Raw genomic sequence first — 25936 nt, forward strand, 5'->3', positions numbered from 1 at the left:
GTATTCACCTCAAATTAGTTTCAGTATTTTCATTCCTTCTATTAATCCAGGAGCCTGGGTTACTACCGATAGAAAGTACTCTATTAACTCTTCATACGTTAGTAGGGCGATGTACTTACTATGTTTTTTTAGCAGCTCTTCCTCATTTTCTTTAATTTCCATCTCAATGATTTCTATCGTGTTATTATAAAAATGATGTCTTTCCCCTCTTTCATGGTATCCAATGGAAGCTACCGCATAAATAGTTTTCAAATCTTGAAGATCACAATTCGAAAGAGCTTGTTTTAGCATCGATTTTATATTTATAATATTTATTTTCTGTTGAACATTAGATCTTTGTTCTGGTGAAAACAAGACTTCTGATTGTCTGTAAATATCAATAAGCTGATTAATAATTCCCACATTTTTTTGTGCGATCAGGTACATTATCTTTATCATCTCCTTGTTGGAAGTTTATTCTCGCCTTGTATCTGATCTTCACTTTGGCACATTAATATAAATGGTATTCTTATCTGACTGCCACTTGACCTCGGCTCCTAACGTTTCAGAAAGGAAGCGAAGAGGAACCATTGTCACGTAATTCACACTTATTGGTTTCAACTCGCCCGTTAAAGTCTCACCGTTCAGTTTCATTCCTTCAGAAGAAGTATTAATTTCAATCGTAATATCGTCTTTTTTCACCACACCCGTGAAGTTACCTTGATACCATTCAATGGTAGCGCCTAGCGGTTCGAATACTCCTCGTAGCGGTACATAGCTAACATTGTTAATAATGATCGGTGGAATGACTAAACTTAGTGTTTCTCCTTTCATGACAACATTTATAGGAGCATTAACAGGTTTCGGTTCAGATGGCTCTCCAAGTTCCATGGTCCATTTCATAACTGTCCCGTTTTTGAGAAGTGCGTAATGACCATTAAACTGGCTGCTTGCCAGATCCACCGCATTTTTTATTCCCTTAACTTGTATAGCTTTGTAAGAAGATTTATCCCAGTAACTGTCCCATGTCCATACTGTACCGTCTTTTTTTATGATGCTAAAAGAAGAGCTGCTACCGCCGACAATCTGACGTGCATTTTCTGTACTCTGGACTTTTATCGGATTCAGCAATTCCCCTGGAGAAGGAAACTGCTTTGAGTTGTTCCATGTCCATACGGTTTCATTTGTTTGTATAGCAGCTCCTCTTTGTCGAGATGTAGCGATTGCCATATATTCCTTTGATCCGCTTATTGCTGTTGGATTTCTTAATTTGTCTGGGTTCGTGTCATATAGCCTCGTCCCCCATACATGTACTTTCCCTCGATTATCCCATCATCGCCGAACCATTACCAACCGAAATTTCCAAACCGGAAGAAAGTTCTTCAACCTTAACGGGTTTATTAGAAGGGGGATTTACTCGATCTGTCTTTCCCCATTGCCACACTGTACCGTCCTCTAGCAACGCAAGACTCTGATTACTTTCAGCGGCAATCGCCTTCACATTTACTAACTCTTTTATCTGTACAGGTTCTAGTGCTTTGTCATAAGATGTACTCCCAATACCAAGCTGTCCATCTTCATTTGATCCCGTTGCCCAGACTGTGCCATCCTTTTTCAAGATCAGTGTATGTCTAGATCCACTTGCAATATCTTTCGCGTTGTCGATCTTCATCTGAACAGGAGACGTAGATGGAACCGTATATCCGTTTCCGAGCAACCCACTATTACGAAAACCACCCCATGCCCAGACGGTACCATCTTTTTTGATCGCATAAACTGCCCTCTCTCCTGCAGAGATAGCTACGGTATCCGACAATATCTTCTCGTTGTTACCTGATAGATCTGAAGCATAGAGGCTCACGGGCATTAAGAAAATAACCACCGCTATCAGTCCGCTCAATACTGCTGTTTTAAAAGACCCACGCTTTATCATCGCTATTCCCCTTCCTGCAACTTTGAATTTCCTGTCTGTCAGCCACTAACCCAAGCAACAACTAACCACGATATCTTTGGATGACATCACAGCATATTTATGCTCAACAACCTCACTATAAAAGTTAACGACCAAGAATAAGATAATGTTTCAAATCATTTATAATCAGTAATAAAAAAGAGCACCTCCGTATAATAGGTAGCGGAAGAGGCGAAAACCTCACCCCCTATCTGGAGGATGCTCTAATTTGAAATTTATGTGCTGTTTGAATAAAGCTTAAGTTCTTTGATTAAAGTTCTTTGATTAGAATTCATTATTAAATCCTTCTTCCTAGGGGAAGAAGAATTGTAGATATAACCACACTCAATATGTATAATACTGGTTAATTAGATTATCAAATCTAGCTAGCAGGAGGTAATATTACTAATGCTTTATACAAAAGGTCAATATTATTTAAAATGGGAAAATTACCTTGCATTATTCGTATTCATTGCTATTGGAATCACGGTGTTAGGATTCATTTTGACAAAAACGAAATTAAAACGTGCTTATTGGAGCCTTGGTCAGATCATCTTAAGTTTGATTTCTTTCTTTCTTTTCGTTGGAAAACACAGTCTCGGTGCCACTGGAACCGTAATTATATCTTGTTTCTTTTGTCTTATAGGTGCGCTAATTCTCCTCATATCTTGCTTTTTCTTGAAGAATAAAAGAGTGTAATCAAACTATACAGATTAGAATGCTGGGTCTCCTTAAAGATTTAATGAAAAGGGGATAATGACATCCCCCTCAAACGATTCTAAATGGCTATCTAACTTATGTCTGTTGCTGTGTAATATAGGTTTTAATTGCAGGAGGTTCGTACGTATGGAACAGTTGAAGCAGTTCTCCTATATCCTCCGTAGATATCGCCATACCACGGTATTTTTCCTGTAGAAATCCCTCTTTCACCATATGATCAAACAAGGTTAGCAACGGATTGAAGTATTGATTTACATTGAGGAAACCGCATGGTTTTTGATGTAACCCTAATTGAGCCCATGTAAAAATTTCAAAGAACTCTTCTAAAGTTCCAGGTCCACCAGGCAACATGATGAAGCCATCAACGAGTTCAGCCATTTTTGCTTTTCTCTCATGCATGGATTCTACTATAATTAGTTCCGTTAAACCTTTGTGGGATATCTCTCTTTCTTCTAGGAACCTAGGCATGATCCCAGTAACATGACCTCCGTTTTCTAAGACCGCATCTGCTACTGCTCCCATAACCCCTACACTGGCTCCTCCATATACAAGGCCAATATGATGTCTCGCTAATTCTTCTCCTAACTTCTTAGCCGCGTCCTTATACTCTTTACTTGTTCCATCGCTTGACCCACAAAATACAGCTATTTTTCTCATTTAACTCTCCTCCTTATACCATATATTGTATCAAACAACTTATTATATGTTAAACTAAACAATGTGATAGAGAGGATGAATACATATGGATGTAAGCGAATTTCAAAAATGGGTTCAACTATACTATGAACAAAGGGGATGGTCGGAGCTAGATATTTTCATTCGGATTGGTTTTTTAGCGGAAGAAACGGGTGAAGTGGCTCGCGCTATAAGAGATTTGGAAATTGGTAGAGATCGTCCCGATGAAATATCCGGTTCATATCTGGATAAGAAACAAGAGTTAACAGAGGAATTAGGCGATGTTCTAGGTAATCTCACTGTTATAGCTAATAAATACAATATATCTCTTGAAGACATTTTTCTATCTCATAAAAATAAGCTTTCTATGCGCTATCCAGACTACAAAGTTTGATAAGTTTGCCCCTGCTTCTACAAGCAAGGGGCCCCTTTTTTATTCCACGTCGATAGAGATTCTTCCCTTCTCATTTTAAGACCTTTTCCGGGATTGGTGATGTTGATTGTTGAGTGAGATTTTTTTACTGGCGGTGAAAGTTTCGCATTTTAGAGAGTATAGTATAGGACTTCTTACTCCACTTCCATTGTATGTACTTTGCGCATCAGATTTATGGGAGAGAGAATTGCGACAATAATCACGATCAGTGCAATTAGATATAGAGTTCCCATGTTTAATGTCGCATTTACTAGAATGTTGCACATCAATGAACCAAGAAGAACGGCTGATACAATCGTAGTTGGGACTGATTTTTTAAAAAATCCAATGGCAACTGTAATAATACCGATACTTGCAGATATAAAAGCCATAACAATCGTTGTTTTAAGCGCTAGAAGCATGAATGCCACAGTGAATGGTTCGTTTATGAGGGGTATAAATCTTTCTGTAAGTCCAAATATGGTGAAAATAAGCAGATTGCTAATGAGTAATGATAGAATCGTAAATATGCTCACAACGCTTAATTTGGAAAGCAATACTTTTTTTCTGCTGACTGGATATGAGAACAGCAACAGAGGGCGTTTTCCGGAATAATCTTCAATAATAAACTTGGAGTACATCACAGCGGATAAGACACAAAAAGCAGCCATATTGAGTACTGCGAATAAAGGAAACTTCTACAGCCAGTGTATTATTCATGTGTTCCCCTCCTTCACAACTTTAAAAGGATAGCTCTATACAAGGATCAGAACTACCCTTTATTTGATACCGTATTATTAAAATGCATCCTCTTTATGTAAGGTCAGAATAACGTTAGCGTGCGTCCTCCGGGAATTTCAATAGGTTGTTCATCGAGTAACACCCATACACTCTGAGCAGAAGGGTTATAGACCAAATGTTGATCTGCTGAAAATCTTAGATTCTTGTATGCCTTTACATAATCAACAATCTCAATATTCGTAGCGTACCAAATATCGTCGTGCCCACCAATATACTCGCAAAACTGTTCTATGACATCCCAATTGTCTTTATCATCAAATTCGTAACTATGACCCCATACATACATCAGGTTAATGTTCTTTGGAGGCAGTGACACAAAAGTTTCGGCATGTTGCATCAGATTCTGATTGTGGTGACAGGTGGCTTTCCACTCCAAAAAGTTTTCTGGAAGCTGGTATCCGCCGCCCGTTGTCTGTACAACCCTTGCATATTCGATTCCGAAAACAGGAAGCATTTCGATGATCTCCTGGCTGTACGAACCATTAGGATAAGACATTCCTCTAACGGGATACCCAAATAGCCGCTCCAGATTCTTTCGATCGTCCATGATTTCATAGAGGACTTGTTCCTTAGGACAGCGTGCAATTGAAGGATGGGTAACCGTATGTACGGATACTTCATGACCTTGATACACTTCGAGGGACTCTTCTTCTGTCAGCCGGGCTCGATACCTCGTATCGCCAAACATCCCCGAGTTGATATGAAATGTTCCCTTGATTCCGTTCTCATTAAAGACGGATGCTAGTCTCCTGTCAGATAGGACACCATCGTCATAACTCATCGTGAGTGCTTTCAGTTTACCTTCCGGATAGCAGCTAAGAATTTTAGGCATACGAAATACAGCTCCTTTTTCATATAATAATCACCTACAAATTGTAACACACAAACAACCTATAAATTACATAATAAGGAAAAAGAGATAAGGATACTGCATAAAATTCCTAGACTACAACAAAAGTGAATTCTCTACCTCTACATTCCATAGGAGGCCACCCTTAACTCTGGATTCGTTTTGTGGTGACTCTAAAATAAAAGGCCTATCAGCATCAAAATAAGCGGTCCAACGAATGTAAATCCAAATATGATCGCAATAATTGCTAATGGAGCCGACAGGCCTTTCCCGCTATCTAAACGATCTAGTTTTTCGTTTATTCTTTTCAGTTCTTCGAGTATTTCCTTATTCATTTCATCTGACATGATAACCCTCCATAATATTATGATTTTATAGGAGTCCGAATCAGGTACTACATTTGTTTAGTGTCAATGTGCTCAGCTATGACTAATTTAGCAAACTTCCTTTTTCCTGATTGAATAATATCTCCGTTGTATACTTTCACCTGATCAAAAGGATCAAGAATCTTGCTTCCGTTTATTTTAACCGCCCCTTGAACTACACTTCGCTTTGCCTCGCTATTTGACGATACAAATCCAAGTTCAATAAGCAGCTTACTGATTGAAATCCTCCCTTGTTCAAGCAGTTCGTTACTCACATGCCGTTCGTCTATATTCTCCGGAATCAAACGTTTCTGAAATAAGGTAATAAAATGTTCCTTTGCTTGTTCTGCTGCCTGCTCACTATGAAACATTCGAACATAATATTTTGCCAGCTGAATTTTAGCATCCCGTGGGTGTAGATCCCCACTATGTAGATCTTGCTTTAGCTTCAATAGCTCATCATTCGTAATAGGGGTACTAAGTTCAAAGTATTTAACCATTAACTCATCTGGGATCGACATGGTTTTGCCAAACATTTCATTGGGTGATTCATCAATGCCGATGTAGTTTCCGAGGCTTTTACTCATTTTCTGGATCCCATCAAGTCCTTCCATAAGTGGCATAAGAACAGCAACTTGACTATCCTTACGGCCAAAAGTCCCCTGCAACGTTCTCCCCATTAAAATATTAAATGTTTGATCGGTCCCGCCAATCTCAATATCACTTTCAAGCGCCACCGAATCATATCCCTGCATTAATGGATAAAAAAATTCATGAATGTGAATAGGCTGGTTACTCTTATATCTTTTTGAAAAATCATCACGCTCCAGCATTCTTGCAACGGTAACATTCGCACCTAATTGCATGACATCCTGAAAATTCATTTTCTCAAGCCATGCCGAATTAAAATAAAATTTCGTTCGTTTTGGATCCAGTATTTTATACACTTGTTTTTCGTAGGTAGCTGCGTTTCGTTTTACATCGTCCTCTGACAATTGCTTTCTTGTCTCTGATTTCCCGGTAGGATCTCCGATTCTTCCTGTAAAATCGCCTATGATAAGCTGAACTTCATGACCCAAGTCTTGAAATTGTCTTAGCTTCTGCAGAACTACGGTGTGTCCAACATGGATATCTGGTGATGAAGGATAGAGACCGAGCTTTACCTTAAGAGGCTTTCCAGTCAGGACTGATGTTGCGATCTTATGAGTCAGAGCATCCTCTGGTATGATCTCTGCGGCTCCTCGCCGGATGATACTTAGTTGCCGTTCAACTTCTTGTTGTTGTTCCTTGGTAAGTTGATGGTTAGCTTCCATGAATATTCCTCCTTATCATTACAAAACAAAAAGACAACCTTCTATCCCCTAAAGGGACGAGAAGATTGTCTCGCGGTACCACCCTAATTAAAGAAGCAATCATAGCTTCTTTCGCTTCATTTGATTAACGGCAAGATCATGCCGGGAAAAGTTACTTAAGATTCGATCCTGTTCACTTTTCCAACTCCGGAAGTGTAATTCGGAAAGATGTCTGCACCGGTTCACACCAACCACCGGCTCTCTGTAGGCATTCGTTCATCTTTCTTACTTCGGTTATAAAAAAACCTTTCCATCACCGTTTGTATGATTTTCAATTTTTACCATTTAATCACACATGTAAGAGCGTGTCAACTTTGATTTATCTCCTCTTTTAATCTACATAAATACATAATCTATTTCAGAGAGGCAACATCATTTTCTACATTCACTTCATTAGTAAGCACCCACATAAAATAAAGTGCCTTCGCCGCTTTTTCTCGAGTAACAGAAGCTTTCGGTTCTAATTCGTTTCCGTTCACCATCTTGCCTCTGGTAATTCCTTTTTCTGATCGGATAAGCCCAAGTTCATAAGCATCCTTCACTTTTGAAATCCACTCGGGATTAATTTCTGTAGTATCTATAAGCTGCTCCCACGATACTAAAGGATAGTACATGGTTCCTCTGAGCGCAGGATCTAGATTTGGATCATAGTTAGGATCTCCAGGTATTACGCTCGCTCCGTTATAATTCGTCATATATTTCGGCTTCACCGGGAAGTGCATACGATATGCATCATCTAACATCGAGGCCATCATTTCTCGTGACAATTTTCCATCTTTGTATTCCGAGAATTCCTTTTTCTTCAATCCCAGCAGTTTGGAAAGGCTTTCAACAAATTCATCGACTGTAATCGTCAATTCTGGATTAAAGTTACCATGGCGGTCTTTACTCATCACACCGAGTTGAATTAATTTTTCGATCTGATTGCGGTAATATGCTCCTTCACCCGTCGTTGTGTCATTCGTTATCTCTGGAAAAATCTTAGTCCAGTCCCCTGTTATAGCCGCACGCCTTACATCTCCTTGCAGATAAGACACAAGAACAGTAGCAGTCGCATCCCCTTCTTGTTCCCTATTCAAAAGCTCTGTAACGATCATTCTTGCATATTGTTTAGACATCGCTTCTTTGAAGTGAGTTCCGTCATTTTTATTGGATGGGTGTCCGTTAGCGTAGCTGCCGTCACTCGTTTTACCCGGTGTTTCTCCTGCTTCAATCGACATAAACATCGCTGTTGTCGCTTCTACACCGATCTCGTTATAATAAGCTACACTTGCAGAATTAAGATCAATAAGTGTAATCTCCTTATCTTCTGCAATTCGTTTAAGAATATCAGGAAATTGCCGAGTCTTGAATGAGTTCGTATAGACATAGCCAGGACTCGCGTCCCCCTTAATCCGAGACATCGGTGTTACTAGAACAGGGATCATACCTTGGGCACGGATGGCGGGCAGGTAAACCTCTTCAACATACGTTTGATACATCGCTTCCGTTGATCCTCTGCCATAACGTCTGAACTCATCCGTGCTCTCGTCATTATGTCCGAACTGGATAAACACATAATCGTCGGTATTTCCGCTTAGCAAAATATCGTTCAAACGCCCTTCGGTGTACGCATTTTTGAATGAACGACCACCCATAGAGTAGTTTAAGATATTCACTTTGTTGGAATGAAACATAGAGTCAATGACTTGGCCCCAACCGCTCATCGGGGCTTCTTCGAAAATATAGGATTTAACAGTAGAATCGCCAAGAAGAAAAAGAGTAGGACGATTTCCAGGTTCACGTTTTTGAGGGGAGACCGGATGTAATACAATTTCTTCAATACCCACCAGAGTATTTATTTTATTCGGTTCGATTTCAATATCCAGAAAATTTCGTCCGTGAACATACGTATATGTCCACTCTTTACCTTTTGCTTCGGCCGTATTTTTTATAGGTACCAGCTTGGCTGCATCCCAAAAACCACCTTTCAGCAAGCGGCTGGTCTGCATACCCGATACCGATACTGTTGTGTCTGCTGCATCAGATGTTGTTCTTACATATACACGGTACGCACCGGGAGGAGCCTGAATACGAAAAGCCATACCGTAATGATTATAGTTGTCCTTCTCATACTTCGGTTCAGCATAAAAACTAGGCTCTGTAATGAAAAAACCAGTACCATCGGATGTAATCGAATCGGTATGCACTTCCCGTGCTGGCATCGCATTTGTCTGCTCTACAAAGCCATAGCCCACGGAAGAGTCATACAAAGGAACACCCTGTTCTTCGTCATACACAACGGACTTGTATCCCGACTTTTCTTGATTAGTAAAGTTAAACTTATACTCATTATCAAGCGAAATGGGAGCCGCACCCTCATCAACATTCGTTACTGGATTTGCGTTCGTTATACTCGAGATGGGAACAAAGAATGTGGTAAGTAAAAGAGTAGATATTGTCCATAGCTTGAACTTTTTCAATCCATACACTTCCTTCCTGAATTCTCGGACCCTAGTCTTAGCCTAGACTTTACTTTCGCCCAATGTGAGAATACCTCACCACCTCAACATTTTATTTTCAACTTTGATTTTATTCGCCACGAACGACACGAAAACCTTGATCTGGCCCAAAACCATTGGGATCGAATTTACCTCGAAATGATATCTCATTGCTGCTGACATCACCGATCCAACCGCCACCTTTTACTGTGCGGAATGAATCTTTGCTACTCTCGTCTTCATACCAGTCCCAACACCATTCCCTGACATTACCCGACATATCATAGATTCCAAGTTCATTAGGTACCTTAAGTCCCGCTGTCTTCGTCCTTGTTCCGTTATTTTCGATGGCAGGCCAGCTCCAATCTCCTGATAAATATTGATCTCCCGCATTTCTCCAGTACCATGAGACTTCATCTGCTTGGTTACTGCCGCTATATGCGTAATCCTTGCTCATATGGCCTCCACTTGCAGCGTATTCCCATTCCGCCTCTGTCGGTAACCTGTAACCGTTAGCCCCCTCATTTATAGTTACTATCCATTTAATAAGGTCATGTTCATTCTTGTTTTCCGGATCTTTTTTGCTCTTATCTATATCATAAAAAGGTTGTAATCCCTCTTTTTCACTTCTTACGTTACAATACTCTATTGCGTCATACCAGCTAACCATTTCTACCGGTAGTTGTTCGCCTTTAAAATGAGAAGGGTTGCTTTCCATAACTTCTACCCACTCTTTTTGAGTCACCTCATATTTGCTGATATAAAAATTTTGAATAGCTATATCTTTTCCATAATAGTTAGAGTTCTTATTTTCAAATACCCCGCCTTTGACTAGTACAAAGTTGTCATCGTTTATCTTATTTTCCTGCGAACAAGCACTGATCATCATTAAAATCAATGTAAAAAGGACAAAACATCGTTTTCTCATTCACTTATCTCCTTTGTACGTATAGAAAAAAGTTATAGGCCACTAGGGCCTATAACTTGCCTTCGGCAAAGCGAAGCGCCTTCTCTAACGGCAATTAAAATTCAGGGTCATCCTCTATTAGAGTGTTACCATACGGTTACATTCGAACTGCCACTACTTTGGTAACCCTCTGTTGCTAATACCTGATATGACCAACTGCTTCCTAAATTCATCCCTACTTTTTTCCATGCGTTAACGTGGTTGCCAAACGTGATCGCTGAATTAACTCCGGTTGGTCTCTTGGATTGTCGTACGCTCCAGTACTGGGTGAATGTTTGTGTCCCGTCTATGGAAGGGGCATTATATCTTGCTGTTGTGTAAATATCATATGTGCCGCCGTCACTTGTCACCGTTCCTTTATGAGTTCCTGTTGGTCTATAAGTACCCCAAGTATCAACAACATAGTATTCAATTAATGAATTCCTTGTCCACCCATAGAGGGTTAAGTATCCATTACCTGAAGGTGCCCAGAGGCCTGCATTATAATTAACTGTTCGAGACGGTGATCCGGTGGTCCAGCCTTTACCGACAACGAAATTTCCAGTATTACTCCAGTTGACGCTGTAATTCCCCCCAGATCCGTTAGTGGCATTCACCGTCCCGCCGCCGTCCGTCCAGTTTTGCCAGTAATCGGTCGCTGCACTCGAAGTCGCGGCAAACACGCCTAAACTCATGGACACCGCAAGGATTACCGCTCCCATTTTTTTCTTCATTTTAAACATAAACTGCCTCCTCACCTATTTTTGCCTTTCAACATGCAGCAGTTTCTTGGTTGCTTTTTTGTATCCATTGCAACATACCTATCTCTGCCTGTGTACTATTTCTTCAACCTGTACAATCACCTCCTTCTTGGCAAGATTATACGAAGAAAGCGCATACATTTATACCTTGCAAATTATAGGTGTTACTTCATTTTTCACATGTAAAATCAATCTCAACAAAAAAAAGCCGCCCCTCTATAGGACGGCTCTAACTATATGATTCTTATCATTGTAGAAGAGAATGAATGATTACTTAATGACTACATATTCCAAGTTAACAAGTTTAGCGTAAGTTACAATTTGATCTGTAGTTAAGTTAAGGGATACAACGGTATGGTGACCGCCGCCATTTTCGATCCAAGCTTTAACTCCATCTTGGAAGTTTGGTTTCACGTTCCAAAGCACGCGAGCTACAGGAAGTTTTGGAGCTGGAGTTGTCGGCTCGAACGCAGTAACTTCGTTGATCAAAAGTTTGTAGTGTGTACCGAAGTCAGCCATAGATACGACAACACCGTCTCCTTGTTTTCCGTCAAACACCAAACGAGCTGGATCTTCTTTATCGCCAATTCCTAGTGGAGAAACAACAACTTTAGGTTTGTTACAAGCGAGTGTTGGATCAACTTCAAGCATATGAGATTGAAGAATAGATTCTTGTCCAGCTGTGAGTTCATACGTGTAATCTTCCATAAAGCCTGTAGACTTGTTATGGCTCATTACTTTGAGCAAACGGTCAAGTGCCGCTGTCTTCCAGTCGCCCTCTCCAGCAAATCCATATCCTTGTGCCATCAAACGTTGGACAGCAAGTCCAGGAAGTTGTTTCATTCCATGTAAATCTTCAAAGTTTGTTGTGAAAGCATTGTAGCCGCCTCGATCCAAGAAACGTTTGATCGCGATTTCATAGCTGATTTGTACTTTCACACTTGCTTCCCAAGCTTCTTTACTATACGTACCATATTCAAAATCATACAATTCTGCATATTCAGCAAACAAATCGTTGATTTCTTCTTCCTTAACTTCGTTTATAACCTCAACCAGATCACCGATACCAAAGTAGTCAACCGTCCAGCCAAATTGAATCTGTGCTTCGACTTTATCTCCTTCAGTAACCCCTACGTTACGCATGTTGTCGCCAAAACGAGCAACTTTGATATGGAAGCTTTCATTATAAGCAACCGCTACGTCCATCCATTCTGCAATTTGTTTTTGCACTTCAGGACGTTCCCAGTAGCCAACAACAATTTTATTTTGTTTGTTCAAACGTGCATTAATAAATCCGTACTCTCGATCTCCATGAGCAGCTTGGTTCAAGTTCATGAAGTCCATATCAATGGTTGCCCATGGAATGCTTTCGTTATATTGAGTCGCTAGATGAAGTAAAGGTTTTTGCAACAGTTTTGTTCCGCGAATCCACATTTTTGCTGGTGAGAAGGTATGCATCCAAGTAATTACACCGGCAACTTCATCACGATAGTTCACTTCTTTCATAATGTCTGTAATCTTATCTGCACTTACTGCTAGATCTTGTAGTACCAATGGGTAAGGAAGAACACCGCTATTATTTAATGCATCTGTCATTTCTTGAGCGTGAGCTTTCACTTCTGCTAATGCTACTTCTCCGTATAGATGCTGTGAACCAACAACAAACCAAAATTGTTTTGTGCTAACTGTTGTCATATGAATCCTCTTTTCTATTATTTTTGTTTAATTCTATTTCGTATTCCTTACTTACTTTTGTCCGTAATAAGCGTTTTTTCCATGTTTACGTAAGTAGTGTTTATCTAAAATGCGCTGCGGCAGTTCCTCAGCAAAATGATTCAACTCTCTAGCGAATAAATTCATTTTCGAAACTTCTTCTAGTACAACACTATTCATTACTGCGGTTTTCGCATTTTTACCCCAAGTAAACGGTCCATGACCCTTAAGCAACACACCTGGTACTGCCATAATATCGATACCGCGGCTTTCAAAAGTCTCGATGATGACATGACCTGTTTCGGCTTCATAGCCACGGTCAACTTCCTCTTGTGTTAAGAAACGCGCACAGGGAATCGAACCATAGAATGTGTCTGCATGTGTAGTTCCCATGACTGGAACATCAAGACCCGCTTGTGCCCATATCGTCGCCCATGGTGAATGAGTATGAACAATACCACCGATTTCTGAATATTTTTTATAAAGAACGGCGTGAGTTGGTGTGTCAGAAGAAGGTCTATACTCACCTTCCACAACGTTTCCATCTAGATCGACAACGACCATATCACTAGCTTTCATCGTTTCATAATCAACACCGCTAGGCTTAATAACAAACAAACCGCTTTCACGATCGATGGCACTTACATTGCCCCATGTATATTTAATAAGTCCTTGTTTAGGTAGATCGAGATTGGCTTGAAACACTTCTTCTTTTAGTTGTTCTAACACCGGATTCCCTCCCCTTTTTATGCTAAGTTGTCAACAGCAGCCTGCTCAATAGCCAGACCTTTTTTGTATCGTTCAATGAATATTTCAAATCCTTTAACATCTACTTCATCCGGATGAACTTCCTCGGCCACTACATCTTTAAAGACTTTTTGATCCAGGAAGTCTTCTAAACGTTCATCTGAGTCTTTATTTATCATGTAAGATGCAAGAATAGCCATTCCCCATGCGCCGCCCTCTCCGGCTGTGCTTGTCACAGATACAGGAACATTAAGTGCCGCTGCAACCATCTTCTGTCCAACGAGAGGAGTTTTAAATAAACCGCCATGAGCTAAGATGCTGTCGATTTCTACATTTTCTTTCTTCGTCAGAATGTCCATTCCGATCTTAAGGGCTCCAAATGCAGTGAAAAGATGCGTTCTCATGAAGTTAGCTAAATTAAAATTACTTTCAGGGGTGCGGACAAAGAGTGGTCGCCCTTGCTCTAATCCTGTAATATTCTCACCCGAGAAATAACCGTAGCTTAGCAGTCCGCCGCCATCTGGGTCCGCTCCCAATGCTTTATTGAACAGGACACTGAACAGTTTTTCCGTCTCCACTTTATGACCCATCGCTTGTGAAAACTCGCGGAACAGCCCCATCCAAGCATTGATATCACTAGAACAGTTATTGGCATGTACCATTCCAACCGGGCTGCCATTTGGAGTCGTTACCATATCAATTTCCGGATGTAATTCGGAAAGATCATTTTCTAATACAATCATCGCAAACACGGAAGTTCCTACGGAGACGTTTCCTGTGCGCTTTTTAACACTATTGGTAGCAACCATTCCTGTACCCGCATCGCCTTCAGCAGGACAAAGTGGAATACCTGGTTGTAAATTTTCTGATTTATCAAGGATTTTGGCTCCAGCCGCTGTTAATTTACCAGCTTCTTCACCTGAGACATAAACTTGAGGCAGAATATCTTGTAACTTCCAAGGGTAACCCTTGGCAGCAGTAAGTTGATCAAATTGTCTCATCATTGATTCATTGTAATCTTTTGTTAATTCATCAATTGGAAATATACCTGAGGCATCACCGATGCCGATTGTTTTATGATCCGTGAGTAAAAAGTGAATAAATCCTGCCAACGTAGTGATAAAACGAATCCGAGGTACATGTTCCTCTTCATTAAGAATGGCTTGATATAGATGAGCAATGCTCCAGCGTTCTGGAATGTTGAATTGGAACAGATCCGTTAACTCTTTTGCTGCAGCACCGGTTGTTGCATTACGCCATGTCCGAAACGGGACAAGCAGCTGATTATTTTCATCAAATGCCATATAACCGTGCATCATTGCGGAAAATCCAATAGAACCGATCGTTTGAAGTGTAACTTCATATTTCTTCTCTACTTCTTGCCTCATTTCGCTGTAGGCTTCTTGTAGTCCACTGATGATATCCTCTAAGTTGTACGTCCAAAACCCATCTACTAACTTGTTCTCCCACTCGTAACTACCGGAAGCAATCGTCTCAAAGTTATTAGCAATGAGGACTGCTTTGATCCGTGTGGACCCAAATTCGATACCAAGTGAAGTTTCTCCCTTAGTAATTGCTTGTTTGATATTTAGCTGGCTCATTCTTACGTTTGTCCCCTCTCAGATAACACTTTTAGAAACCTTAAAATCGAAAGAAGGCGCTTTCCTTTTGACAGATTCAGTATATTTTTTGTTCGTACATTTGTCAACAATATTTAAAATATATACATACAAATTGATAACGGCAGTTCCTCTTTTTTGGTATTTATGTATACATAAAGATATTATGCGACATAAAGCTACGTAGATAATATAATTGTTTTGAACTTTGTACATAAATAAGATAAAATAATTGTTTTGATTAGTTATTAACGAAATTTGTACTTACAACTATTTTATATAAATTCGATGTATTAACTACCAACGATGAAAGAAGTGAATTCAGTGAAACCGAAATATCAATTTATCATTGACGATATAAAAAGTAATATTCTCTCAGGCGTTTATAACGTTGGGGAACAAATTCCTACAGAGTCTGCATTACAAGAGCAGTATCAAGTTAGTCGGCAGACGGTACGAAAAGCGATTTTAGAACTGTCAAACGAGGGATTTTTAAGGAGTGAAAAAGGTTCTGGTACTTATGTCAGCAACCAATATCGTTCTAAATCGAATGGAAATACCAATAATAAAATCATTGGCGTAATCACGACTTATATATCTGATTACATTTTCCCCTCCATTATCCGCGGGATTGAAGGAAGGCTAAATGAAGATAATTACTCACTACTATTAGCAAGTACAAATAACGATGTCGCACAAGAGAAAAAGGCATTAGAAATGATGTTGTCCTATGGTGTAGATGGTTTAATTGTTGAACCTACGAAAAGTAATTTATACAATCCCAATATTGCCTACTACCTAACATTTAAAGAACAAGATGTTCCATTCATTATGATCAATGCTCATTATGAAGAACTCGAAGTTCCTTTCTTTTGTCTTGATGACGTTCAATCCAGCTATCTAGCGACAAAAGAATTAATCTCAAAAGGACATGAAAAAATTGGGATTATTTCAAAAATGGATGATCTACAAGGTAAATACCGAATGAAGGGATATATTAAAGCGCTTGGAGAAGCCAAATTACGGTTTCAACCGGAGCAAGTACTCTCATTTGATACAGAGTCGAAGCAAAATTTATCCGTTAACATAAAGAATTTCCTGATTGAAAATAGAGATGTGCTGACGGCTATTGTTTGTTATAACGATGAGGTAGGACTCGAAGTAGTAAACGTGTGCAGACAACTAGATATATCGATACCGAATGAATTATCTATTATTGGACAAGACAACTCTTATATCGCAAAAAATGCGAATATTAAACTAACTACGTTGACACACCCGCAAGAGAAAATGGGACGGGATGCTGCCGATTGGGTCATTAAAAAATTACAAGGAAAGAAAGACCTCCCTACGACCACATATTATCAGCCGGTATTAATAGAAGGCGAGACTGTAATAGAGAAATAGCCTCTCAAAAATCAAGAGCACCGTCTATTTAGACAGTGCTCTTTGGTTTATATTTTCTGCAAACTTCTTCGCTGCACGAGATAATGGAACATTTTTTAAATAGCATATGCCAATATTTCTTTTGGGGATTTCCTCTTCTAATATGATCTCGTGTAAGTCTCCTCTATCTAAATAGTCCTTCGAGAACTCTTTAATGACACAAGAAATACCTAAATTTATTTTTGTAAATTCTAATACTAAATCATGCGATCCAAGCTCAAATACGGGAGACAGAGGGTGCCCTCTTTTTTTTAAAAAATCTTCTACGTACATTCTGGAGTTCGATTTTTTCTCTAGAAAGATAAGGGGCATCTCCATTAGATCCTCTAAGCTAACCGGATTGGATGTTAGTTCTTTATATTTTTCTCCACATACAAATATATCTGAATTTCCTGACAAGGAATGACCTCTAGATGATCCTCTTGAATGGGCAAGTTACAGATGCCAAGATCCGCTTTTCCCGTTTTTATAAACTCGCAGATTTCCATCGTCGTTCCATTGATAATATTTAGTTTGATACCAGGGAATTCTTTATGAAATTTCTCTAAGTAGGGTAGTAAATAATAACGAGAAATGGTATCCCCTACTCCGATTCGTAACTGGCCTGTCTTTAATGACTTGAATTCGAGCATTTTATCTTCTGCAAAGATGAATGATCCCTAGAGCCGAATTAATATGTTCGTTCAATAATTTCCCTTCAGTTGTTAGAACTACTCCCTTTGATGTTCGATAGAAAAGCGATATTTCTAACTCTTTCTCAAGTTTAGTAATGGCTTGGCTCACGGCAGATTGTGTCAAAAATAGTTCCTCTGCCGCTTTAGAAAAGCTTTTATTTTGGCTAACGACATTAAATACACGATATAGATCTAATTTTCCAATCATATTAATTCTCCTATATCAAACATTACGAATATTAATTTTACTTATAACACTTTTAGAAGGTATAGTAAAATCATAGTGTTTAAACATTTGGTTACTAGTGATACATAACATGAACTCGGTAAAGGGGAGATTTATCATGACAAGAGCAGTGGGAACGGTTGTACGAGGACTTCGGGGTCCGATCATTAACCAAGGTGATTCTATTGAACAAATCGTAGTAGATACGGTAATAAATGCAGCAAAAAGCGAAGGATTTTCGATTGGCGATCGTGACATTGTTACCATAACTGAATCCATTGTTGCTCGTGCGCAAGGAAACTATGCGACAATCGACCATATAGCGACGGATATCAATGAAAAATTTGGCGACGAAACCATCGGTGTTATTTTCCCGATTCTTAGCCGTAACCGATTTGCCAACTGCTTAAGAGGGATTGCAAAAGGCGCGAAGAAAATCATCTTAATGCTTAGCTATCCTGCTGATGAAGTGGGAAATCATCTGGTAGACATCGACGAACTAGATGTGAAAGGAATTAACCCTTGGACTGATGTATTGTCAGAAGCTCAATTCCGTGAACATTTCGGTTATAAAAAACATCCATTTACAGGTGTGGATTACATTGAATATTATAAATCTCTCATTGAAGCGGAAGGTACAACTTGTGAGGTCATTTTTTCAAATAACCCTAAAACCATTTTAGAGTATACAAAAAATGTGCTAACTTGTGATATTCACTCCCGTTTCAGAACCAAACGTATTCTAACAAACAATGGTGCTGAAAAAGTATTTGGTCTTGATGATATTTTATCAAAATCAATCCATGGCAGCGGCTTTAACGAGGCGTATGGTCTACTTGGATCTAATAAAGCAACGGAAGAAAGTGTGAAATTATTCCCAAATAATTGCCAACCGATCGTTGATCGCATTCAAGAAAAACTGAAAGAACTAACAGGTAAGACGGTTGAAGTTATGGTTTATGGAGATGGAGCTTTCAAAGATCCGGTGGGTAAAATTTGGGAACTGGCAGATCCTGTTGTCTCTCCTGCTTATACCGAGGGACTTAATGGTACTCCAAACGAAGTAAAACTGAAGTACTTGGCAGATAACAACTTCTCCCATCTTCGTGGCGAAGAGTTACAACAAGCGATTACTGCATTCATCCAGAACAAGAATGATGATCTCGTTGGTGAAATGGAAGCTCAAGGCACAACACCTCGTAAATTAACCGATCTCATAGGTTCATTGTCTGATTTAACTTCAGGTAGCGGCGACAAAGGAACACCAATGGTCTACATTCAAGGCTACTTCGATAACTATACAAAATAAGATAAGTCAAAAAAAGAAGCCTCAAGTTCGGGCTTCTTTTTTGCTTAATTAAAAGGAACCCCCCCACTCATTATCGAGATCAGGATTAGTCCGTAATGCAACTTCTTTATTTCCTTACTCTTCTCCAAACTAAGAAAAAGATCATACCGATGATAACTATTCCAAGCATTGTTATCCATGTGCCTGAACTTAACCGATTGAGTTCCCTTGTAAGATCTACTTGTTTTGTAGGTGCTTTACCTTCCCCTAATATAGCTAAATCCTCTTCTGCTTGAGCTAGTACACTAGTTCGATCACAAATGATGGTTACCAGCTGTTCTTTGTCACCATACATAGAAGATGGATTCGCATATACTAAATAATCCTCTCCTTTGTTAAATTGATACCCACAATCACCTCCACCGCCGCCGGTACGAATTATGATTTGAGATTCTGAACCACCCTTCCAGATCTCACTGGTTTCAAATAATACGGCATTCGACAGATACCCGTTCGCTCTATCTTCCTTTACTTCAATTACGCGACCCGAAAAAACGGTTTCTGAACGACTGAGTTCATCTTGAACACTTATAGGCTCAACACAAGAACAAGCATATGCATTGGAAGGAATGGAGATCGTCATGATGCTTACCAACAGACAAAACAATAAAACCATATTTATTTTCCTTTTCATCGTCATCCCCCTCATACTTATATTAACGTACCCACTTTAAAGTTTGTTTCTAAATAAACTTATCTAGCGTTTGAATTTACTGCCAAAAATTTTACGAATAATACATATTTTGTTTTTTGTTTTATTATAATAAGTTGTATACTATGGAAGCGTTTACAATAGCTTGTTTCTAACTCTTTCTACCTACTTATTTCCCTAGTGGATTATGACGGGTTTGGAACGTATCTATTCGCTTTACATGTACAACCAAACGAACAAAGGAGCTGGTTTACCTGATTACATCAACAATCAAAAGAATTCCCTTTCTACTCGCTTTAACATTGTTCTTCTCCACAATAAGTATCCTGTTTCTATCTCCTTCTGCCGTAAATGCCGCTTCTGGGGAAACGGCAAGCATCTCAGACATTCTTAAGTACCAGCAGGCCGATGGCGGTTGGAAAAAGGACTATACGACAACGAGTGGGGAGTGGGCCAAATCTACAATTGATAATAAGGCTACTTATACCGAGGTTAGAAGACTAGCAGCTGAGTATCAAAAAACAAAGGATAGCAAGTATTCTGCTGCAGCGATAAAAGGAATCAATTTCTTGTTAAACATGCAATATGCAAATGGCGGCTGGCCCCAAGTGTATAACAGCTCTGGTTATCATAAACACATTACCTTTAATGACAATGCCATGATTAACGTGATGACACTGCTGGACGATGTTGCTAACAAAAAAGGAGATTTTTCCTTTATCGACAGTACCTTAGCCGGAAGATGTACAACGGCCGTTACAAAAGGGGTAAGTCTTATTTTGCAGATGCAGGTGGTTGTCAATGGAAAGTTAACCGTTTGGGGACAGCAGCATGATTCAGTAACACTAAAGCCCGCTGGAGCAAGAGCTTACGAGGTTCCTTCTCTCTCCGGTCAAGAAAGTGTGGGAATTGTTAAATTCCTCAAAACTAGATCTTCAACAACCCAAATTGCTGCTGCGATCAAAGCAGCTGAAGATTGGTTTAAAACCGTGAAAATCACAGGAATCAAAGTAGTAAAAACGAGCGATGATGTAATCGTGACGAGTGATCCAAATGCTCCCGCAATCTGGGCGCGTTTTTATGAAATCAGTACAAATAAACCGATCTTTGTGGGTCGTGACGGGATTGTAAAATACAAACTCAGCGATATTGAGCAAGAAAGACGAGTGAATTACTCATGGTATGGAAATTGGCCTAATGGTCTTGGGATATACTAAGCAGCAATGGTGAAGATGGTTAGTACTGTAAAGAACAAAACAACCAGCCTGAGATATACGGGTCTGGTTGTTTTTCATTTTTTCGATAGCATCCTTAAAAATTAAGGGTACATCTATTATGAAATTTGATGCTCAAAGTCATGCAATAGGTATATACTCTCCATTGAAATGATACTGGTAGCTGTCCGCTATTCGAATATATCCGAGTATACAATGACTTCTATCCCTATATAAAATACCAGAAACATTCTTGTTATCTATATTACCTTCCGCAACCATAATCTGATTGTCGTCACAGGCTAATCTCAACAATCACAGAAATATCATTAGAGTGTTACCCCTTTTACCACATTATCTTTCGCCTAGCTTATGTATGTTAGCGCCCCTCTCCATTTACAACAATCATCTGGACCACGGTTCGGGAGTCCCCCTTAAGCTTGACATTACCTGCGAGCAGTTGGGAGGAACCATCCCCGTCTAGAAAAATACCTTCCTGCAATTTCCCTACGCCAACATTACTCTTTATCGCAGAACGAAATTGCTCCGCTGTACATTTAGAAGATGAGACAATCAGGTAGATGTCCCCCGCGGAATCGTAGGCCATTGCACTGCGAAGACGCTTGTCATCAGGAAACGGTAGTCCTTCTCCATTAATCGCAACGTCAACCCACTTATCATCGTTCGTTATATTCATACTTACTCCACCCTGAGCCCAGTACTTCGTTTCATCTGTAATCCGCAGTTCGTCGGCACTTGAAACCTGCTGCACATTCACTTTCTTTGTGATGCGATCATATACCATGGTCCCGCGATCGTATTTAACGTTAAACCAGCCGGAGCCATATTCATTAGCTCTTCCGTTTGTAGGCTCGCCATCCATCACCGCGATACTGAGCAACCGATCTTCCCAAAAGTATCCGCCGTTGATTCCGTACGACCCCGATCTTACAACGTTGTCGTTTATAGCTTTCAGAGAAATATGACTTGGTTCCGTCTGCAGCACGTGTAGAACAACCCCATTGTCAGCGGTAGTTTGAACATAATGAATTCCTTCTGGGATGTCCTCTGTTTTAAAAAATCGCAAAATTACGATACCCAGAACTAAAATAGAAGCGCATAAGAAGATCAATAAAGCACGTTTTATTAGAGTGAATCTATCTACTCTATTATTCCGCAATTTTATACCACCCCTCTTACAAATATAGACTTGTATTTATTCGTTGTGATTTCTGTGATAATGTTACATGGAATATGTCATATAAAGTTATTTTATGCAATATTAAACATGAATATCGGAACGTTAACTCAAATTCATATCATACTACAGTTACTGTATTGGAGCTGCTATGTAAATAAGGGGATATAGACTTGAAAGATCATGATGTAAGGGAAAGTACTCTCTATCTTTGGATACTTTCTTTTTTGAGTAATCAAAAGAGAAAAGTATTCTTATTCATCGTATGCGGTACGTTAGCAACGACCATAGAAATGCTATTCCCAAAAGTGTTACAACTCTTTATTGATGACGTTCTACCCAAACAAAATGTTAGAGATTTAATAGAGTTACTTGGAATCTTAGTTCTTTTAACAGGAATCATGTTTGGGCTAAATGCATGGAGAAATATACTACAACGTATTGTTTCTGAAAATGGATCAAAATCACTGCAGCTTGCTATCTTTAACCAGCTGAGACTCTTAGGTTTCTCATATCATGAAAAAACACCCGTTGGTACTACACTCTCGTTATTTCAAGTAGACGTTGCAAACGTACAACGTGTTTATGGGCTCTACATTCCTAAGATGGTTAAGGAACTCCTTTTGCTTCTTGTAGCAACCATTTTTATGTTCACTATTCATTGGAAGATCAGTTTATTAGCTATGTCTTTTTCTCTTCTTTACTATGTAATAGGCCCATTTTTTGAGCGAAAAGCAGTATCTTCTGGAGTTGAATTACGTATACAGCAAACTCAGTTTACACAAAAACTACATAATAGCTTATCAGGGATCGCTGAACTACGTACTTATGGAGCTGAGGAGTGGAACATGGGAAAGATGAATGCAGGACTTGCTACGATGAATCGTGCACGGTATCGTTACTCATTCTTTGCTGGGATCCGATCCGCGTTAAAATTCATCTCTATAAATATGGGACTACTCATTTTATTTATTTTCGGTATTTGGGCTGTTAAGAATGGGTCAATCCTTGTTGGTGAATTTGTAGCCTTGTCATTCTACTGCTTTAGAGTAATGAATGAACTTACTAGTGTTGTCAAGTTATATACCGAGCAGAAAATACTAATGAATCAGGCCAGAAACCTTTATGAATTTATGAACATAAAGCCAGACGTAATGGATCATGGAACAGCAAAACTATCTAAATTACATGGTGATATCGAACTTATGAACGTCTCATTTGGATACGATAAAGATCATCTCATCATTAAAGATCTCTCATTTCAAGTTCAATCAGGTCAACGTGTAGCGCTAGTTGGTACCAGTGGAAATGGAAAATCGACCATTTTAAAGCTTATCGCACGATTCTATGATGTAACGCAGGGGCTGATCAAGATAGATGGCTATGACATTAAAGATATTCCCCTACCTCTCCTTAGGAATCAAGTCGGGATCGTTTTTCAAGAAACATATTTATTCGGTGGCACTATTCGAGAAAATATACTCTTTGGTCGTACGGATGCAACCGAATCTGAAGTGTACGCAGCTGCACATGCAGCCTATGCACATGAATTTATAGAAGCGTTACCCAATGGGTACGAAACTACCATCGGTGAGCGCGGAGTAAAACTTTCTGGGGGGCAGAAACAGCGAATAGCGATTGCTAGATTGTTTCTTAAAAATCCATCTATTCTGTTATTGGATGAAGCTACATCGGCATTAGACAATACTAGCGAACGGGAAGTACAACGAGCATTTGAAGAGTTGCTTCAAGGTCGTACTACTATCACCGTCGCACACCGACTAACTACGGTCCAAAATGTTGACAATATCTTGCTTATTGAGCATGGCAAGGTCATTGGTGAAGGAAGTTATGAAGAGTTGTTGGTACACAGTCCCACATTCAAGAGACTCGTAACTGGGGTGAGCAAATGAACACGATTTCAATCTTGATGCGCTATGCGAAACCAATGAAATGGTCCTTGTTTGGCATCATCATGCTTATGGTTGTGGAGAATGCAGCGGGGATGCTGATGACTGCTGTGCAAAAGTTCATCATTGATGAGCTGTTCATCAACGGTAAGTATCATCTATTCATTCCTATCATCCTTCTGTTTTTTGCTTCTTTTCTCATCTTTAACTTATTGAATATCGTAGTCGCTCAATACCGTCTCCATGTAGATAATCAAATACAGCATCATCTCATGAATGACATGTTTGGAAGTATACAAAAGATGCCGATTCATTTGTTGCAAAATGAGCGCGTAAGTAAATTGACCAACTATTTCACTACCGATTTAGCAAATGTGTCCGGAGTTATTTCTAACTATATCCCTAATGTGATGAATCAATTTATAAGGATTATTCTACTCCTTTGTATTGTCGGATTTGCAGACCCCTTCTTAATGATTATCATCGTAGGGATAACTTTTCTCTATATAGCCTTAGGTAAACGTATGGTGAGCAGGCTGTCATCTCAATCCAGAAAAGTTCAAGACAGTAGAGCTGAACTTCAGGTAGTTATAGAAGAAGGGATTTCTTCCTCACGTGAGGTGATCGCTTTTGATCGAAGTACATGGGAACTTAGCAGGTACCTTACTCGTTTTCATACGATGTACGAACATGTCATGACAGAAGGAAAACTTCAAAACAAATTCATGTTTCTTAGTGATCCACTTCGAATGGGCGTTATAATAATTACGCTTGCTTACGGGAGTTACAGGGTATTAGAAGGGGATCTAACGCTAGGTATGTTTGTTATTCTGTACACTTTCTCTTCGCAGTTAATGGAAACAATAAGAGATATTCACAGCATTATTCAAGATTTTAGCAGTCGAAAGGCGAATATCGAGCGATTAACGTCCAACGTATTACAATTAGAACAAATCGAAGAAGGTATACATGAATTAGACGGTGCGATTACCTCCATTTGTTTGTCTGGAGTTTCCTTCGCGTATAGTCCTGATCAGTCATTTGTATTAAGAAACGTAACCCTTGATTTCCCAATTGGGAAGAAAATAGCGTTGGTTGGCATGAGTGGAAGTGGAAAATCGTCAATCCTACAATTGTTAAATCGATTCTACGAACCACAGGCAGGACAAATTCTAGTCAACGGTATCCCATTATCTTCGATAAAACGGACGGATTGGAACAACCGGATTAGTGTTGTAGCTCAGGAACCCTACTTATTTACGGATACGATTCGAAATAATATTAAGCTCGGTCGCTCCTTTACAGACGATGAGGTGATTGCTATGTGTAAAGCTTCTGTGATTCATGACTTTATACAAACACTTCCTCAAGGCTATGATACCGTATTAGGTGAACGAGGGTTAAATCTATCAGGCGGGCAACGGCAGCGGATTGCTATTGCACGGGCTTTGATGAAGCAACTTCGGCACTTGATATGGAGACGGAGCGCTTTATTATGTACAATGTAGAAAAAATTCGAAAAGGTAGAACGACAATTGTGATTGCCCATAGGCTGTCCACTATCGAGAATGCGGATAGGATCATGGTCATAGAAGATGGAATGGTTGCAGAAAGTGGTACCCATGAACAGTTACTGGCTGCTGAAGGTCGCTATGCTCAACTTCACTGTGTTATATAAAATAATAGAAATATGTCCAATAAGAATAGATTATCCCAGCGCGCCGCATGAAGGCGTTTATTGCGGTGTTGCCTTAAACCCATTAGCTTCATAAAAAATGGAGCAGCTGCCAACCGGCAAACTGCTCCATACTGTTAATAAACTAACGTTTCTACGTTAGTTTATTAAGTAACGAAAATATTTTCTAATCGGTATTTGTACTACTGTTTTGGTTTCTTC

Annotated in this window: 24 protein-coding genes, 1 pseudogene and 1 other annotated feature; of the genes and pseudogenes, 7 read left to right on the plus strand and 18 right to left on the minus strand. The window is 39.5% G+C overall.

Annotation, left to right across the window (positions count from 1 at the left end):
- Window positions 1-9: 9 nt before the first annotated feature.
- From ACWPWY_RS08085 to ACWPWY_RS08100, 4 genes are all read right to left on the minus strand, one after another.
- Complete coding sequence (locus ACWPWY_RS08085) at window positions 10-426, minus strand: hypothetical protein (protein ID WP_454191203.1); 417 nt, start codon at window positions 424-426, stop codon at window positions 10-12.
- Between the two features lie 51 nt (window positions 427-477).
- Entirely contained in the window at window positions 478-1209 is a 732-nt protein-coding gene (locus tag ACWPWY_RS08090) for a stalk domain-containing protein (protein ID WP_454191204.1), read from the minus strand.
- Window positions 1210-1303: 94 nt separating this feature from the next.
- Window positions 1304-1912, minus strand: coding sequence for an RCC1 domain-containing protein (locus ACWPWY_RS08095; RefSeq protein WP_454191205.1), 609 nt, complete (start codon window positions 1910-1912; stop codon window positions 1304-1306).
- 813 nt (window positions 1913-2725) lie between these two features.
- The gene (locus tag ACWPWY_RS08100; RefSeq protein WP_454191206.1) at window positions 2726-3307 is read right to left on the minus strand and encodes an LOG family protein; all 582 of its coding nucleotides are present in this window, start codon (window positions 3305-3307) and stop codon (window positions 2726-2728) included.
- Between the two features lie 85 nt (window positions 3308-3392).
- Between ACWPWY_RS08100 and ACWPWY_RS08105 the strand changes: the two genes are divergently transcribed.
- On the plus strand, window positions 3393-3719 hold the full coding sequence (locus ACWPWY_RS08105; protein ID WP_454191207.1) for a MazG nucleotide pyrophosphohydrolase domain-containing protein: 327 nt from the start codon (window positions 3393-3395) through the stop codon (window positions 3717-3719).
- A gap of 173 nt (window positions 3720-3892) precedes the next feature.
- Here the strand turns inward: ACWPWY_RS08105 and ACWPWY_RS08110 are convergent, their stop codons facing one another.
- From ACWPWY_RS08110 to ACWPWY_RS08155, 10 genes are all read right to left on the minus strand, one after another.
- Window positions 3893-4294, minus strand: coding sequence for a hypothetical protein (locus ACWPWY_RS08110; protein WP_454191208.1), 402 nt, complete (start codon window positions 4292-4294; stop codon window positions 3893-3895).
- A 266-nt stretch (window positions 4295-4560) separates the two neighbouring features.
- Window positions 4561-5370, minus strand: a complete 810-nt coding sequence (locus ACWPWY_RS08115) for a polysaccharide deacetylase family protein (protein ID WP_454191209.1) — start codon at window positions 5368-5370, stop codon at window positions 4561-4563.
- A gap of 191 nt (window positions 5371-5561) precedes the next feature.
- Entirely contained in the window at window positions 5562-5735 is a 174-nt protein-coding gene (locus ACWPWY_RS08120; RefSeq protein WP_454191210.1) for a hypothetical protein, read from the minus strand.
- A gap of 47 nt (window positions 5736-5782) precedes the next feature.
- The gene (gene tyrS / locus ACWPWY_RS08125) at window positions 5783-7066 is read right to left on the minus strand and encodes a tyrosine--tRNA ligase (protein WP_454191211.1); all 1284 of its coding nucleotides are present in this window, start codon (window positions 7064-7066) and stop codon (window positions 5783-5785) included.
- A gap of 49 nt (window positions 7067-7115) precedes the next feature.
- Window positions 7116-7346: a binding site (T-box leader), on the minus strand.
- A gap of 112 nt (window positions 7347-7458) precedes the next feature.
- A complete protein-coding gene (locus tag ACWPWY_RS08130; RefSeq protein ID WP_454191212.1) occupies window positions 7459-9567 on the minus strand; it encodes a GDSL-type esterase/lipase family protein in 2109 nt (702 codons plus the stop codon).
- 109 nt (window positions 9568-9676) lie between these two features.
- On the minus strand, window positions 9677-10513 hold the full coding sequence (locus ACWPWY_RS08135) for a formylglycine-generating enzyme family protein (protein ID WP_454191214.1): 837 nt from the start codon (window positions 10511-10513) through the stop codon (window positions 9677-9679).
- A gap of 125 nt (window positions 10514-10638) precedes the next feature.
- Window positions 10639-11274, minus strand: coding sequence for a glycoside hydrolase family 11 protein (locus ACWPWY_RS08140; RefSeq protein WP_454191215.1), 636 nt, complete (start codon window positions 11272-11274; stop codon window positions 10639-10641).
- Between the two features lie 288 nt (window positions 11275-11562).
- Complete coding sequence (gene araA / locus ACWPWY_RS08145) at window positions 11563-12987, minus strand: L-arabinose isomerase (protein WP_454191216.1); 1425 nt, start codon at window positions 12985-12987, stop codon at window positions 11563-11565.
- 51 nt (window positions 12988-13038) lie between these two features.
- Window positions 13039-13734 (minus strand): L-ribulose-5-phosphate 4-epimerase, encoded by a 696-nt coding sequence (locus tag ACWPWY_RS08150; RefSeq protein ID WP_454191217.1) that lies wholly within the window; start codon window positions 13732-13734, stop codon window positions 13039-13041.
- A gap of 17 nt (window positions 13735-13751) precedes the next feature.
- The gene (locus ACWPWY_RS08155) at window positions 13752-15353 is read right to left on the minus strand and encodes a xylulokinase (RefSeq protein ID WP_454191218.1); all 1602 of its coding nucleotides are present in this window, start codon (window positions 15351-15353) and stop codon (window positions 13752-13754) included.
- Between the two features lie 342 nt (window positions 15354-15695).
- Here ACWPWY_RS08155 and ACWPWY_RS08160 point away from each other — a divergent pair, with 342 nt between their 5' ends.
- On the plus strand, window positions 15696-16778 hold the full coding sequence (locus tag ACWPWY_RS08160; RefSeq protein ID WP_454191219.1) for a substrate-binding domain-containing protein: 1083 nt from the start codon (window positions 15696-15698) through the stop codon (window positions 16776-16778).
- Window positions 16779-16802: 24 nt separating this feature from the next.
- On the opposite strand, the pseudogene ACWPWY_RS08165 reads toward ACWPWY_RS08160, so the two are convergent.
- Window positions 16803-17449 (minus strand): annotated as a pseudogene (locus ACWPWY_RS08165) (LysR family transcriptional regulator substrate-binding protein).
- A 1-nt stretch (window position 17450) separates the two neighbouring features.
- A complete protein-coding gene (locus tag ACWPWY_RS08170; protein WP_454191220.1) occupies window positions 17451-17699 on the minus strand; it encodes a LysR family transcriptional regulator in 249 nt (82 codons plus the stop codon).
- 136 nt (window positions 17700-17835) lie between these two features.
- Here ACWPWY_RS08170 and ACWPWY_RS08175 point away from each other — a divergent pair, with 136 nt between their 5' ends.
- Window positions 17836-19026 (plus strand): coenzyme F420-0:L-glutamate ligase, encoded by a 1191-nt coding sequence (locus ACWPWY_RS08175; RefSeq protein WP_454191221.1) that lies wholly within the window; start codon window positions 17836-17838, stop codon window positions 19024-19026.
- Window positions 19027-19132: 106 nt separating this feature from the next.
- Here ACWPWY_RS08175 and ACWPWY_RS08180 read toward each other — a convergent pair whose 3' ends face one another.
- A complete protein-coding gene (locus tag ACWPWY_RS08180) occupies window positions 19133-19699 on the minus strand; it encodes a hypothetical protein (RefSeq protein ID WP_454191222.1) in 567 nt (188 codons plus the stop codon).
- Window positions 19700-20019: 320 nt separating this feature from the next.
- Here ACWPWY_RS08180 and pelA point away from each other — a divergent pair, with 320 nt between their 5' ends.
- Window positions 20020-20934, plus strand: a complete 915-nt coding sequence (gene pelA / locus ACWPWY_RS08185; RefSeq protein WP_454191223.1) for a pectate lyase — start codon at window positions 20020-20022, stop codon at window positions 20932-20934.
- Window positions 20935-21310: 376 nt separating this feature from the next.
- Here the strand turns inward: pelA and ACWPWY_RS08190 are convergent, their stop codons facing one another.
- Entirely contained in the window at window positions 21311-22111 is an 801-nt protein-coding gene (locus ACWPWY_RS08190) for a phosphodiester glycosidase family protein (RefSeq protein ID WP_454191224.1), read from the minus strand.
- A 191-nt stretch (window positions 22112-22302) separates the two neighbouring features.
- Between ACWPWY_RS08190 and ACWPWY_RS08195 the strand changes: the two genes are divergently transcribed.
- From ACWPWY_RS08195 to ACWPWY_RS08205, 3 genes are read left to right on the plus strand one after another with little or no spacing between them, the layout of a single operon-like run.
- Complete coding sequence (locus ACWPWY_RS08195; protein WP_454191225.1) at window positions 22303-24042, plus strand: ABC transporter ATP-binding protein; 1740 nt, start codon at window positions 22303-22305, stop codon at window positions 24040-24042.
- The gene (locus tag ACWPWY_RS08200; protein ID WP_454191226.1) at window positions 24039-25547 is read left to right on the plus strand and encodes an ABC transporter ATP-binding protein; all 1509 of its coding nucleotides are present in this window, start codon (window positions 24039-24041) and stop codon (window positions 25545-25547) included. Before ACWPWY_RS08195 ends, ACWPWY_RS08200 begins: the two co-directional genes overlap by 4 nt.
- Window positions 25535-25717 (plus strand): hypothetical protein, encoded by a 183-nt coding sequence (locus tag ACWPWY_RS08205; protein ID WP_454191227.1) that lies wholly within the window; start codon window positions 25535-25537, stop codon window positions 25715-25717. Before ACWPWY_RS08200 ends, ACWPWY_RS08205 begins: the two co-directional genes overlap by 13 nt.
- Window positions 25718-25936 lie beyond the last annotated feature (219 nt).

This window comes from Paenibacillus sp. Marseille-Q7038 (assembly GCF_965111595.1).